The sequence below is a fragment of the Aurantimonas sp. 22II-16-19i genome, assembly GCF_002088275.1.
Taxonomy (GTDB): domain Bacteria; phylum Pseudomonadota; class Alphaproteobacteria; order Rhizobiales; family Rhizobiaceae; genus Jiella.
The window spans coordinates 105,626-118,768 of the sequence record NZ_AQQS01000012.1 but is presented as its reverse complement, the minus strand read 5'-3'; the positions used below and the strand labels follow the sequence as shown (position 1 = coordinate 118,768).

Here is a 13,143-nt window from a genome sequence, read left to right as displayed (position 1 = left end):
GACGGTCCTATGCTACACAGCCGGCCCATGAATGCGACGGTTTTTGAAAAAGCCGCGCCACGCCGCATCGTTTGAAAACTGGAGTCGACATGGCGGATCCCGTCGTCACCCGCTTTGCCCCCTCGCCGACCGGCTTCCTGCATATCGGCGGCGCCCGCACGGCCCTGTTCAACTGGCTCTATGCCCGCGCCAAGGGCGGCAAGATGCTGCTGCGCATCGAGGACACCGATCGCGCCCGCTCCACCGAAGCAGCCGTCAAGGCGATCATCGAGGGCCTCGACTGGCTGGGGCTTTCCGCCGACGAGCCGCCGGTGTCGCAATACGAGCGGGCCGATCGCCACCGGGCGGCGGTCGAGGAGATGCTGGCCAAGGGCCAGGCCTATCGCTGCTACGCCTCCCAGGCCGAGCTCGAGGAGATGCGCGAGACCGCCAAGGCCGAGAAGCGCCCGCCGCGCTATGACGGCCGCTGGCGCGACCGCGATCCGTCCGAGGCGCCGGAGGGCGTTTCGCCGGTGATCCGCCTGCGCGCGCCCCTCGAGGGCGAGACGGTGGTGGAGGACGAGGTCCAGGGCACCGTGCGGTTCCCGAACAAGGACCTCGACGACTTGGTCCTTTTGCGCTCGGACGGCTCGCCCACCTACATGCTCGCCGTCGTCGTCGACGACCACGACATGGGCGTCACCCACATCATCCGCGGCGACGACCACCTGACAAATGCCGGTCGCCAGACGCTGATCTACCAGGCGATGGGCTGGAAGGTGCCGGTGATGGCGCATATCCCGCTGATCCACGGCGCCGACGGGGCGAAGCTGTCGAAGCGGCACGGGGCACTCGGCGTCGAGGCTTACCGCGAGATGGGCTATCTTCCGGTGGCGCTGCGCAACTATCTCGTCCGCCTCGGCTGGGCCCATGGCGACGAGGAGATCATTTCCACCGAGCAGCTGATCGCCTGGTTCGACCTGCCGCAGGTCAACAAGGGCGCGGCGCGATTCGACTTCAAGAAGCTCGAGGCGATCAACGGCCACTGGATCCGGGCGAGCGCCGATCAGGATCTCGTGGACATGCTGATGGACAGCCGCGACATCCTGCCCAATGGCGCGATCCTGAAGCAGGCGGACGAGGCGACGACCCGTGAAAAGCTCGCCGCGGCGATGCCCGGCCTGAAGGACCGGGCGAAGACGCTCGTCGAGCTGACCGACGGCGCGGCGTTCCTCTTCGCCGCGCGCCCGCTGGCGATGGAAGAGAAGGCCGAGGCGATCCTCGCCGACGGCGGCCGCAAGGTCGTCGCCGACCTTCTGCCGCTTTTCGAGGCATCCGGGAGCTGGTCGGCGGAGGCGCTGGAAGCCATCGTCCGCGACTATGCGGAGCGGGCGGAGATCAAGCTCGGCAAGGCGGCCCAGCCGCTGCGCGCCGCGCTCACCGGCCGCACCACGTCACCCGGTGTCTTCGACGTTCTGGCGGTTCTCGGCCGGGACGAGTCGCTCGCCCGGCTGAAGGACCAGAGCCACTGAGCATCTGCGCATCTTATTGCGCCGCAGCAGGCTTGGGGGCATAACTTGTGGTGCTCAAGCCTTTGGAGTAGGCAAAGAGTGGCTGAAACGTGTGCGCTGCGAAACCGCATTCGTAGCCGCGATTCATGAAAGGACGACGCATGACAGAACAGTCGGCGAAACTCAATTTCGGATCGACGAATGCCGGTCTGGAGATGCGTAGCGGCACCCTCGGTCCGGACGTGATCGACGTCACCAGCCTCTACAAGCAGGGCGGCGTGTTCACCTACGATCCCGGGTTCTCCTCGACGGCGTCCTGCGAATCGAAGATCACCTATATCGACGGTGACGAGGGCATCCTCCTGCACCGCGGTTACCCGATCGATCAGCTCGCCGAGCGCGGCGACTATCTCGAGACCTGCTATCTCCTGCTGTATGGCGAGCTGCCGACCCAGCGCGAGAAGGACGACTTCGTCTACCGGGTCACGCGGCACACGATGATCCACGAGCAGATGAGCCGCTTCTTCACCGGCTTCCGCCGCGACGCCCATCCGATGGCCGTCATGTGCGGCTCGGTCGGCGCCCTCTCGGCCTTCTACCACGATTCGACCGACATCGCCGATCCGCACCAGCGGATGGTGGCGAGCCTGCGCATGGTCGCCAAGATGCCGACGATCGCGGCGATGGCCTACAAGTACCACATCGGCCAGCCCTTCGTTTACCCGCGCAACGACCTGTCCTACGCGGAAAACTTCCTGCACATGTGCTTCGCGGTTCCCTGCGAGCCCTACCGGATCAACCCGGTGCTGGCGCGGGCGATGGACCGCATCTTCATCCTGCATGCCGATCACGAGCAGAACGCCTCGACCTCGACGGTGCGGCTTGCCGGCTCGTCGGGCGCCAACCCGTTCGCCTGCGTCGCCGCCGGCATCGCCTGCCTCTGGGGGCCCGCCCATGGCGGCGCCAACGAGGCGGCGCTCAACATGCTCATGGAGATCGGTTCGAAGGACCGCATCCCGGAGTTCATCGCGAGGGCCAAGGACAAGAACGATCCGTTCCGCCTGATGGGCTTCGGTCACCGGGTCTACAAGAACTACGACCCGCGCGCCAAGATCATGCAGCAGACCTGCCACGAGGTGCTCGACGAGCTCGGCATCAAGGACGATCCGCTGCTCGAGGTGGCGATGGAGCTGGAGCGCATCGCGCTCACCGACGAGTATTTCATCGAGAAGAAGCTCTATCCGAACGTCGACTTCTACTCCGGCATCACGCTGAAGGCGCTGGGCTTCCCGACCACGATGTTCACGGTGCTCTTCGCCGTGGCGCGCACCGTCGGCTGGATCGCCCAGTGGAAGGAGATGATCGAGGATCCGCATCAGCGGATCGGCCGGCCGCGCCAGCTCTACACCGGTGCGCCGATGCGCGACTACGTCTCGCCCGAGGAGCGCGGCTGATCAGAGCGCCGCGCGCGTTCTTCCGTCGCGAAGTCTTCGAATGCCCAGAGCCCTGCCGCAAGGCGGGGCTTTGTCGTTCGGGGCAGTGTGAATTTGTCGTTCGGGGCAGTGTGAACTCGGCGCGGCCGCGTCATTCTGTCGGCCCCGCTCTCTTCGGCCGCAAAGGGGTCTGCGCTCGAGCGCCGCGCGGGCTTGCCGCGGCGCGCGCTTCGCCGCCCGGCCGGCCGGCCCTACGCGCCCTTGCCGCTCGCTGCGAGGAGGTCCTGCGCCGACAGCTGAAAGCCGCCCTCGGCCCAGATCCGCTTCAGCCGCTCGATCTCCCGCCCGAGCTCCGGCCCCGGCGCAAAGCCGCGGGCCTTCAGGTCGTCGCCGCCGATGGGGAAGACCGGCGGCACGAAGGTCTCGGCCGTGTCGAGCCGTGCCGCAAGGCGCGCGACGCGTTCCAGCGCGGCGGCGTCCTCGCCGATCTTGCCCTGCGCCTTGGCGAGTTCCAGCCGCGTGACGTCCTCGATCGCCTGGCGGTCGCCGAAATAGAGCCGCGCCTTCTGCGCCCGGTCGCTCTCGTCCGGATCCGGCGCCGCCTCGGCGGCAAAGCCCGCGAGCCGGTCGCGCTCGTGATTGGCGAGCTTCAGCCGCTTCGCCAGCTCGGCGAGCCGGGCGGGATCCGGCGGCACGATCGCCATCAGGCGCAAGAGGGGATCGGGCTGCCAGCCCCGCGCCCGGCCGGTCTCGACCAGCGCGTGGATGTGGTCGATGCCCCAGCGCTCGCTCTCCGGCAGGACGATGGTCAACGCCCCGGTCTGGCGCATCCACAAGAGCGCCCGCGACGGATCGGGAGCGGAAAGCAGCTTGCGCAGCTCGTTCCAGACCCGCTCGGCGGAGAGCTTCGTCAGCCCGTCCTTCAGCCGCGTCGCGGCGCGCAGGCCCTCGGCGTCCGGCCGCCCCTGGCCGTACCAGGCGAAGAAGCGGAAGAAGCGCAGGATCCGCAGCCGGTCCTCGACGATGCGCTGCTCGGCATCGCCGATGAAGCGCAGGATGCCGCGCTGAATGTCGGCGATACCGCCGACGAGATCGAGCACCTCGCCCGCAGCGTCCACATAGAGGGCGTTGATGGTGAAGTCGCGCCGCTCGGCGTCGGCCTGCCAGTCGCGGCCGAAGGTGACGACGGCGTGGCGGCCGTCGGTCTCGATGTCGCGGCGCAGCGTCGTCACCTCATAGGGGCGCCCGTCGGCGACGACGGTGATGGTGCCATGCTCGATGCCGGTCGGCACCGCCTTGAGGCCGATCGCCTCGACCCGGCGGACGGTCTCCTCGGGCAGCGTCGTCACGGCGATGTCGATGTCGGTGACGGGACGCTCCATCAGCGTGTTGCGCACCGCCCCGCCGACGACGCGCGCCTCCTCGCCGCCCTCGGATAGGGCTGCGAGCAGGGTCTGCAGCGTCTCGTCCTTCAGCCAGTCGGCGGAAATCGTTGTCATGCGTAATACCGTTCGTAGAGTGTGCGCAGGATGCCCGCCGTGACGCCCCAGATGAAGCGCTCGCCGAAGGGCATCGTGAAATAGTGGCGGACGAGCCCGGCGAATTCGCGGCTCTCCTGGCGATGATTGGCGGCGTCCATCAGGAAACTCAAGGGAACCTCGAAGACGTCCTCGACCTCGCCGGGATTGGGCTTCAGGGCAAAACCCGGCGTCACGATGGCGACGACCGGGGTGATGTGGAAGCCGGTCGTCGTCAGGTAGCGCGGCAGGCGCGCGACCGGCTCGACGAAGCGCGGCTCCAGCGCCACCTCCTCCATGGCCTCGCGCATCGCCGCCGCCTCGGGCGACGTGTCCTCCGGATCGATGGCGCCGCCGGGAAAGGCGATCTGGCCGGAATGCTTGCGCAGCGAGCGGGTGCGCGTCGTCAGGATCACCGTCGCCTCGCCGGCACGTTCGACCACCGGCACGAGGACTGCGGCCTCGCGGGTCTCGGCCTTCAGCATCTCGGCGACGAGATCGGGGTTGAGGCGGTGATCGCCCCATTCCGGCTCGGCCTCTCCAGCGGGGCTCCTGCCGGGGCCGTCCGGCGAGGCCCCGATCCGGGCCCTCAGGTCGGCTGCCGTGAACAGCGGCGTCGCCGCCGTCACGCGGCACCCTGCGGCACGTCGAAGCGGGCACCCTTCGAGACCAGGAACAGCCCGGCCTGATCCTCCTCGAGCATGTCTGCGAGATCGATGGCGAGCGCCCGCGTCAGCGCCGCCTCCAGCCGGCCGCGCACCAGGAGATAGGGCCGGAAGCCGCCATCTTCGGCATCGGCGAAGCGGATCGGGTGCTCCGGCCCCGCCGCCACCACGTCGCCGACATCGGTGCGGAAGGTCAGCACCGGGCCGGTGCCGGCATCCTCGCGGCTCATCTCCACCGCGACGAAAGGGGCGTCCTCGACGGTGATGCCGAGCCGCTCGACCGGGGTCACCAGATAGGTGCGCCCGTCGGCGTCCTTGCGCAGCACCGAGGAGAACAGCCGCTTCAGCGCCTCGCGGCGAATCGGCGTCCCCTGATAGAGCCAGGTGCCGTCCGCCTTGATCACCATGTCGATGTCGCCGCAGAAAACCGGATTCCATTGCTCCACCGGCGGCGCCCCCCGCCCGGCCCGCTCGGCGCGCGAAATCAGGGCCGCGAGGCTCCCGGATTCGTCAGGTGGCTGATTCGTCATAAGATCCACTTCGTCCCGGCCGAGCCGCCGCGATGGGGCCGGTCTCATTTTCGCCCGGCTTCGTCCTCACGAAATAGTTGGCCGACCGGCGCTTGCCAGCAAGATTCCCCATCGTATTGATTGATCGACCCGCTCCATCCCGTACCCTGGCCTCTTGGACCCGCGGTCGGCGCGCAGCGAGCACTTCGGTTCCGGCAATGGAGAGACACCCATGACGATACTCACGCCGCAGGAATCGACCCTCAGCGACTCCGCCATCGTCGGCCTTGCCGAAGCCGCGCTCGCCGACATCGCGAGGGTGCGCGAATCCGTCGGCCGGGTGATCTTCGGCCAGGAGAGCGTCGTCGAGCAGACGGTGATCGCCATTCTCGGCGGCGGCCATGCGCTGCTCGTCGGCGTGCCGGGCTTGGCCAAGACCAAGCTCGTCGACACGCTCGGCGTCGCCATGGGCCTCGACGCCCGGCGCATCCAGTTCACGCCGGACCTGATGCCGTCCGACATCATCGGCACCGAGGTGATGGACCAGGACGAGACCGGCCGCCGGTCGTTCCGCTATGTGAAGGGCCCGGTCTTCGCCCAGCTGCTGATGGCCGACGAGATCAACCGCGCCTCGCCGCGCACCCAGTCCGCCCTGCTCCAGGCGATGCAGGAATATCACGTCACCGTCGCCGGCGAGCGCTACGACCTGCCGGCCCCCTTCCACGTGCTCGCGACCCAGAACCCGCTGGAGCAGGAAGGCACCTATCCGCTGCCCGAGGCGCAGCTCGACCGCTTCCTGATGCAGGTGGACGTGCATTATCCCGACCTCGCCTCCGAGCGCCGCATCCTCTTGGAGACCGGCGGTTCGGAGGACCACGCCGAGCCGGTGCTGGGCGCCGAGCGCCTGCGCGAGATCCAGATGCTGGTGCGGCGCATGCCGGTGCCGGACAGCGTCGTCGACGCGATCCTCAACCTGGTGCGCTCGGCCCGGCCCGGCAGCGGCCACAAGGAGGCCGACACGCACATCGCCTGGGGTCCCGGCCCGCGCGCCTCGCAGTCGCTGATGACCTGCGTCAGGGCGCGCGCCCTCTACGAAGGCCGGCTGGCGCCCTCGATCGACGATGTGATGGCGCTCGCCGAGCCGATCCTCCAGCACCGCATGGCGCTCAACTTCGCCGCGCGGGCGGAGGGCATGAGCGTGCGCGACGTGATCGCCGCCCTGAAGCGAGACGTCGCTTGACGAAGGGACGGGCCTGATGCCGATCGGCTCCACCGTCGAACTCACCCATGCTTCCGACGCGCTGGTCCGCGCCCGCCAGCGCGCGGTGCTCCTGCCCGACCTCCTGGTCGAGGCGCGCCGCATCGTCTCGACGGTGATCGCCGGCTGGCATGGCCGCCGCCGCCGGGGTATCGGCGAGAATTTCTGGCAGTTCCGTCCCTTCGTCGACGGCGAGCAGGTGTCGCGCATCGACTGGCGCCGCTCGGCGCGGGACGACCATGTCTATCTGCGCGACCGCGAATGGGAAGCCGCCCACACGGTCTGGGTCTGGGCCGACCCGTCCTCGTCGATGGGCTTTCGCTCGACGGCTTCCGAGGTCTCCAAGGAGTCCCGCGCGCTCGTCCTGGTTCTGGCCCTTGCCGAGCTCCTGTCGCGCTCCGGCGAGCGGATCGGCTATCCGGGCGTGATCGAGCCGATCGCCGCCCGCAACGCCGCCGAGCGCCTCGCCGCGACCTTGATGAACGACCGCCCGCAGCACCGGTTTCCCCCCGATGACAGGCTGCGCCGCTTCTCGGAGATCGTCATGGTCAGCGACTGCCTCGATCCCCTCGACGAAATCCTCGCCTACGTCGACAAGGTGGCCAAGCGCGGCATCCGCGGCCATCTGGTGATGGTGGCCGATCCCGCGGAGGAGACGTTCCCCTATGCCGGCCGCACCGAATTCCGCGATCCGGAGACCGGCGGGCGTCTGACCGCCGGAAGGGCGGAGACCCTGAAGAGCGAATATACCGAACTCTACCGCGCCCGGCGCGACATCCTTTCCGACCATTGCCGCCGGCTCGGCTGGAGCTTCATCTTCCACCGCACCGACCGGCTGGCCTCGGAGGCGCTGGGGGCGCTGCACACGCGCCTGTCGGGCGTTCCGCAGGCCGCGGGGCCGCGCTCGTGATCGGCGGTCTCGCACTCAGCTTCGGCGCGCCCTTCGTTCTCGCCGGCCTCCTCGCCTTGCCGGTGATCTGGTGGCTCTTGAAGCTGACGCCGCCGCGTCCGCAGGTCGAGGCGTTTCCGCCGCTGCGCATCCTCCAGCGCGTCCTGAAGAGCGAGGAGACCCCGTCGAAGAGCCCGTGGTGGCTGACGCTCCTGCGCCTGCTTCTGGCGGCGCTGGTGATCTTCGCGCTGGCCGCCCCCACCCTCAATCCGCGCGAGACGCTGATCTCCGGCACCGGGCCGCTGGCGATCCTCGTCGACAACGGCTGGTCCTCCGGCGGCGACTTCGACCAGCGCCGGCGCGCCGCCGAGGAGCTGATCCGCCAGGCGGGCGACACCGGCCGGCCGGTGGTGATGGCGTTCTCCGCCGAGGGGCCCGACGACGCCGCCTCGCCCGTCGAGGCAGCCGCGGCGCTGGAACGGCTCGCCGCCGCCGAACCGCGGCCCGTGCCGACCGAGCGCCTCGCCGCGGCACGGCGGATCGCGACGGCGCTCGCCGGCGAACGGCCGGGCTCGCTGGTCTTCCTCTCCGACGGCCTCGACACGCCGGATGCGCAGGAGGCCGCACAGGCCCTCGCAGCGCTCACACCGGGCCAGTCGATCGTCTACGAACCCTCGCTCGACGGGGTGATCGGCCTCACCAACGCCGACAACTCCACTGAAGCACTGGTCGTCTCGGCGGTCCGCCCGTCCGGCGTTCCGGTGGGCGCCTTCACGCTCATTGCTAGGGACGCCCAGTCGCGCGAGGTCGGAACCGCGCCGGTCGCCTTCTCCGGCAGCGACGGCATCGGCGAGGCGCGCTTCCAGATTCCGGTGGAGATGCGCAACGACATCGCCCGCATCGAGGTCCAGGGCGCCGCCACGGCGGGCGCCGTGCGGCTGCTCGACGATTCCTTCCGCCGCCGCCGCGTCGCGCTGATCTCGGGCGAGTCGTCCGACGAGGCGCAGCCGCTGCTGTCGCCGCTCTACTACATCTCGCGGGCGCTCGGGCCCTTCGCCGACGTGGTCCGGCCCTCGACCGCCGATCTCGGCAAGGCGATTCCCGAGCTTCTGGAGCGCAGGCCGTCCGTGGTGGTGCTCGCCGACATCGGCGTGTTGCCGGAGGAGGCGCAGACCGCGCTCCAGGCCTTCGTCGAGAATGGGGGCTATCTGGTCCGCTTCGCCGGGCCGCGGCTCGCCGGGACCACCGGCGAGGATGCCCTCGTCCCGGTCCGGCTGCGGGCCGGCGAACGCCAGCTCGGCGGCGCCATGTCCTGGTCCGAGCCGCAGAAGCTCGCGCCGATTCCCGAAGCCAGTCCCTTTGCCGGGATCGCGGTTCCCGAGGACGTCACCGTCTCGCGGCAGATCCTCGCCGAACCCTCGGCCGATCTCGCCGACCACACCTGGGCGAGCCTCACCGACGGTACGCCCCTCGTCACCGCGCGCAGCCAGGGGGCCGGCACCATCGTGCTGTTTCACGTGACCGCGGAGGCGACTTGGTCGAACCTGCCGATCTCCGGCGCCTTCGTCTCGATGCTGCGCCGGATCGTCAGCCTGTCGCGGGCCAATGCCGGCGCGCCGGACGGCCAGACGGCGGCCGACAGCCTGCCGCCCTACCGTGTCCTCGACGGCACCGGCCGGCTGGTCTCGCCCGGCCCGGAGGCGCAGCCGCTGTCGCTGGCCGCCGATGCGCCCTCACCGGTCGGCCTGCAGCACCCGCCGGGACTCTATGGCAGCGAAGAGGGCTATGTGGCGCACAATCTCCTCGGGCCCTCGGCGCGGCTGGCGCCGCTGCCCGACCTCGACCTCGGCGCGGCCACCGACGCGCGGCCCTATGCCGACGCCGACAGCCTCGACCTGCGACCCTGGCTGTTCGCCGCGGCGCTGGTGCTGTTCGCGCTGGATGCCTTCGCCATGCTGTGGCTGAGCGGCGGCATCGGCCGCTTCGCGGGCCGGCTCTCCGGCCGTTCCTCGGGGGCGGCGGTGTCGATCGCGCTCGCCTGCGGCCTCGGCCTTGCCGGCGCGGCGCTCCTCGCCTCGCCCCATGCGGCCGTCGCCCAGACGATCGAGCAATCCGACAGCTTCGACGTCCAGAAGGCCATCGAGGCGACGTCCCAGACCCATCTCGCCTATGTCGAGACCGGCGACGGCGCCATCGACGACCGGTCACGGGACGGGCTGCGCGGCCTGTCGCAATATATCGGCGCGAAGACCGCGCTCGAGCCGGGCGATCCCATGGGCGTCGACATCGCCACCGACGAGCTCTCCTTCTACCCGCTGCTCTACTGGCCGATCAGCGCCGACGCCCCGATGCCCTCGCAGGACGCCATCAGCCGCATCGACGCCTATATGAAACAGGGCGGCACGGTACTGTTCGACGTCTCCGACGACACGCTGTCATCCTTGTCCGGCACCGTTTCGGCCGGCCAGCGGCGGCTGCGCGACATCCTCGGCGACCTCGACATTCCGCCGCTCGAGCCGGTGCCGCCGGACCACGTCCTGACCAAGGCGTTCTACATCCTGGCGTCGTTTCCCGGCCTGCATTCGGATTCGCCGCTCTGGGTCGAATCGCTGGTGCCGGATGCCGAGGGCACGGCCCGCCCCGCCCGCGGCGGCGACGGCGTCTCCTCGATCATGATCACCTCGAACGATTTCGCCGGGGCCTGGGCCGTGGACGACAAGGGCCTCTTCCTCTACCCGACCGACTCCTCCGATCCCTCCCAGCGCGAGATGGCCTATCGGTCGGGCGTCAACATCGTGATGTACGTCCTCACCGGCAACTACAAGGCCGATCAGGTCCACGTCCCGGCGCTGCTCGAAAGGCTCGGACAATGACCTGGTCCATCGCGTTCGACCCGTTCTTCTCCTGGCCGGTCCTCGCCGCCCTCGGCATTCCGGCGGCGATCCTGGCGCTGGTGCTCCTCGTCGCCCGCACCCATGGCGCGCTCGTCCGCATCCTGGCGATCGCGGCGCTGATCCTCGCGCTCGCCAACCCGGTGATGCTGCAGGAGGAGCGCGACCCGATGAAGAGCGTCGTCTCCCTCGTCGTCGACCGCAGCCAGAGCCAGTCGATCGGCGACCGCACGGCGCAGGCCGACGCGGCCGAGGCCGCCCTGAAGGAGAGTCTGGCGCGGTTCCCGCAGTTCGAGGTGCGGACCGTCGAGGCGAAATCCTCCGGCACCCCCTCGGACGACGCGACGACGGCGCTGTTCGGGGCGCTGGCGACCTCCCTCGAGGACGTCGCGCCCGGCCGGGTCGCCGGCGCCATCATGGTCACCGACGGGCAGGTCCACGACATTCCCGACGCCGCCGCGAGGCTCGGCTTCGACGCCCCGGTCCATGCCCTCGTCACCGGCCACGAGGACGAGTTCGACCGGCGGATCGAGATCACCAACAGCCCGCGCTTCGGCCTCGTCGACGAGGAGCAGCGGCTGACCTACCGGGTGATCGAGGAGGGATCGGGCGCCGGCACGACGCCGGTGCCGGTGCAGGTGTTCCTGAACGGCGACCTCGTCTCGCGCGAGCAGGCGACGCCCGGCGCGGACGAGACGGTGAACTTCAGCCTGAACCGCGCCGGCAAGAACATCATCGAACTCTCCGTCGCCCGCGCCGAGCGCGAGATCACCGGCGTCAACAACAAGGCGATCGCCGTCGTCGACGGCATCCGCGAGAACCTCCGCGTCCTTCTCGTCTCGGGCGAGCCCCATGCCGGCGAGCGCACCTGGCGCAACCTGTTGAAGTCGGACGCCACCGTGGACCTCGTGCACTTCACCATCCTCAGGCCGCCGGAAAAGCAGGACGGGACGCCCATCGACGAGCTGTCGCTGATCGCCTTTCCGACACGGGAGCTGTTCGTCGAGAAGATCAACGATTTCGACCTGATCATCTTCGACCGCTACCAGGAGCGCGGCGTCCTTCCGTCTCTGTATTTCGACTATATCGCCCAGTATGTGGAGAACGGTGGGGCGATGCTGATCGCGTCGGGGCCGGAATATGCCGGCAACGAGTCGATCGCCCAGACCCCGCTGCAATGGATCCTGCCGGCGCTGCCGACCGGGCAGATCGAGGACAAGGCGTTCTATCCGCAGGTGTCGGAGCTCGGCCAGAAGCACCCCGTCACCCGCAACCTGCCCGGCTCCAACGCCGAGCCGCCGGACTGGAGCCCGTGGTTCCGCTCGATCGACGTCGGCGAGACGAAGGGCGAGACGGTGATGACAGGGCCGGACGACAAGCCGCTGCTGGTACTCGACCGTGCCGGCGAGGGCCGCATCGCGCTTCTCCTGTCGGATCAGGAATGGCTGTGGTCACGCGGCTTCGAGGGCGGCGGGCCGCATGTCGCCCTGTTCCGGCGCGTCGCCCACTGGCTGATGAAGGAGCCCGAGCTCGAGGAGGAGTCCCTCGAGGCCGAGGCGCGGGGTTCCGACCTGGTCGTCACCCGCCAGACCATCGGCGACGATCCGGGACCGGCGACGGTGATCACCCCGTCGGGCCGGGCCGAGAACCTGCCGCTGGCCAATGTCAGTCCCGGACTTTGGGAAGGCGTCCTGAAGACCGACGAGATGGGGCTCTTCCAGGCGGCGAACGGCGATCTGCGCGCCCTCGGCACGGTCGGCCCGGTCAATCCACGGGAATATCGCGAGGCGATCTCGACGACGCAGAAGCTGGATCCGATCACCGAGGCGACCCGCGGCAGCGTGCGCCGCATCGGGACCGAGGGATCGAGCGAGGTGACGGTGCCGCGCATCGTCCCGATCAGCGGCCGGGCCGATGGCGACGGGCGGGACTGGATCGGCCTCAAGACCACCGACGAGACGATCCTGCGCGGCGTCGACCGGACGCCGCTCTTCGCCGGCTTCCTCGGCCTCGCCGTGCTGCTGCTGGCGCTGTCGGCGACCTGGTATCGCGAGGGTCGCTGACCCTCGCCGGGAGGCGCGGCGTCGTGGAGGCGGCCAGCACCGGCGGGTGTCGGCGATCCGGTCGGCGCGGGATCCATGACTTCGGGCCGACGACTTCGGGCCCTGGCTTGGGGTCCCTCACTTTAGGCCCCTGAGTTCGGGTCCCTGACTTCGGGCCCATTCCTTCGCCGTGCGGGAGCGATGCTTCGCCTGCCTCGTCTTTCGACAAGAGCAATCGCCCCGTCGTGGGCGCGCCCGGCCGTCATGGCTGATGGCCGGCCGTCGCCGACAGACCCCTCCCAGTCCTCAGGAATCACCGCGCCGAAAGGCCACGATCGAGGCGCCGGTCTATTTTCATACCAATCGGTAATTATCCACTTGACCGGGAGCCGCGGCCGGCCTAACTAATCCATACCGAGCGGTACAGAAGTTTCCGTCACCGTTCGCGG

The 13,143-nt window shown here is 69.5% G+C and carries 9 protein-coding genes; 6 read left to right on the top strand and 3 right to left on the bottom strand.

Going from position 1 to position 13,143, the window contains the following annotated elements; genetic code table 11:
- The first annotated feature begins 89 nt into the window (after nt 1–89).
- Nucleotides 90–1,511, top strand: a complete 1,422-nt coding sequence (gene gltX / locus ATO4_RS11955) for a glutamate--tRNA ligase (RefSeq protein ID WP_083591738.1) — start codon at nt 90–92, stop codon at nt 1,509–1,511.
- A 140-nt stretch (nt 1,512–1,651) separates the two neighbouring features.
- A complete protein-coding gene (gltA, locus tag ATO4_RS11950) occupies nt 1,652–2,944 on the top strand; it encodes a citrate synthase (protein WP_083591737.1) in 1,293 nt (430 codons plus the stop codon).
- 230 nt (nt 2,945–3,174) lie between these two features.
- On the opposite strand, the gene ATO4_RS11945 is transcribed toward gltA, so the two are convergent.
- Genes ATO4_RS11945 through ATO4_RS11935 form a run of 3 tightly spaced genes read right to left on the bottom strand, consistent with a single transcriptional unit; the run spans nt 3,175 to nt 5,635 of the window.
- The gene (locus tag ATO4_RS11945; protein WP_083591736.1) at nt 3,175–4,422 is read right to left on the bottom strand and encodes a CCA tRNA nucleotidyltransferase; all 1,248 of its coding nucleotides are present in this window, start codon (nt 4,420–4,422) and stop codon (nt 3,175–3,177) included.
- Entirely contained in the window at nt 4,419–5,021 is a 603-nt protein-coding gene (locus tag ATO4_RS11940; protein WP_245308714.1) for a CoA pyrophosphatase, read from the bottom strand. Before ATO4_RS11940 ends, ATO4_RS11945 begins: the two co-directional genes overlap by 4 nt.
- Before the next feature lie 44 nt (nt 5,022–5,065).
- The gene (locus ATO4_RS11935; protein WP_083591734.1) at nt 5,066–5,635 is read right to left on the bottom strand and encodes a DUF1285 domain-containing protein; all 570 of its coding nucleotides are present in this window, start codon (nt 5,633–5,635) and stop codon (nt 5,066–5,068) included.
- Nucleotides 5,636–5,846: 211 nt separating this feature from the next.
- Here ATO4_RS11935 and ATO4_RS11930 point away from each other — a divergent pair, with 211 nt between their 5' ends.
- From ATO4_RS11930 to ATO4_RS11915, 4 genes are read left to right on the top strand one after another with little or no spacing between them, the layout of a single operon-like run.
- Nucleotides 5,847–6,854, top strand: a complete 1,008-nt coding sequence (locus ATO4_RS11930) for a MoxR family ATPase (protein WP_083591733.1) — start codon at nt 5,847–5,849, stop codon at nt 6,852–6,854.
- Between the two features lie 16 nt (nt 6,855–6,870).
- Nucleotides 6,871–7,782, top strand: coding sequence for a DUF58 domain-containing protein (locus ATO4_RS11925; protein ID WP_083591732.1), 912 nt, complete (start codon nt 6,871–6,873; stop codon nt 7,780–7,782).
- Nucleotides 7,782–10,634, top strand: coding sequence for a DUF4159 domain-containing protein (locus ATO4_RS11920; protein ID WP_176222961.1), 2,853 nt, complete (start codon nt 7,782–7,784; stop codon nt 10,632–10,634). The genes ATO4_RS11925 and ATO4_RS11920 overlap by 1 nt, the downstream gene beginning before the upstream one ends.
- On the top strand, nt 10,631–12,715 hold the full coding sequence (locus tag ATO4_RS11915) for a hypothetical protein (protein ID WP_083591730.1): 2,085 nt from the start codon (nt 10,631–10,633) through the stop codon (nt 12,713–12,715). Before ATO4_RS11920 ends, ATO4_RS11915 begins: the two co-directional genes overlap by 4 nt.
- Nucleotides 12,716–13,143 lie beyond the last annotated feature (428 nt).

Coding starts and splice junctions, on each gene's coding strand:
- gltX (WP_083591738.1), top strand. CDS start 90: ATGGCGGATCCCGTCGTCACCCGCTTTGCCCCCTCGCCGACCGGCTTC.
- gltA (WP_083591737.1), top strand. CDS start 1,652: ATGACAGAACAGTCGGCGAAACTCAATTTCGGATCGACGAATGCCGGT.
- ATO4_RS11945 (WP_083591736.1), bottom strand. CDS start 4,422: ATGACAACGATTTCCGCCGACTGGCTGAAGGACGAGACGCTGCAGACC.
- ATO4_RS11935 (WP_083591734.1), bottom strand. CDS start 5,635: ATGACGAATCAGCCACCTGACGAATCCGGGAGCCTCGCGGCCCTGATT.
- ATO4_RS11930 (WP_083591733.1), top strand. CDS start 5,847: ATGACGATACTCACGCCGCAGGAATCGACCCTCAGCGACTCCGCCATC.
- ATO4_RS11925 (WP_083591732.1), top strand. CDS start 6,871: ATGCCGATCGGCTCCACCGTCGAACTCACCCATGCTTCCGACGCGCTG.
- ATO4_RS11915 (WP_083591730.1), top strand. CDS start 10,631: ATGACCTGGTCCATCGCGTTCGACCCGTTCTTCTCCTGGCCGGTCCTC.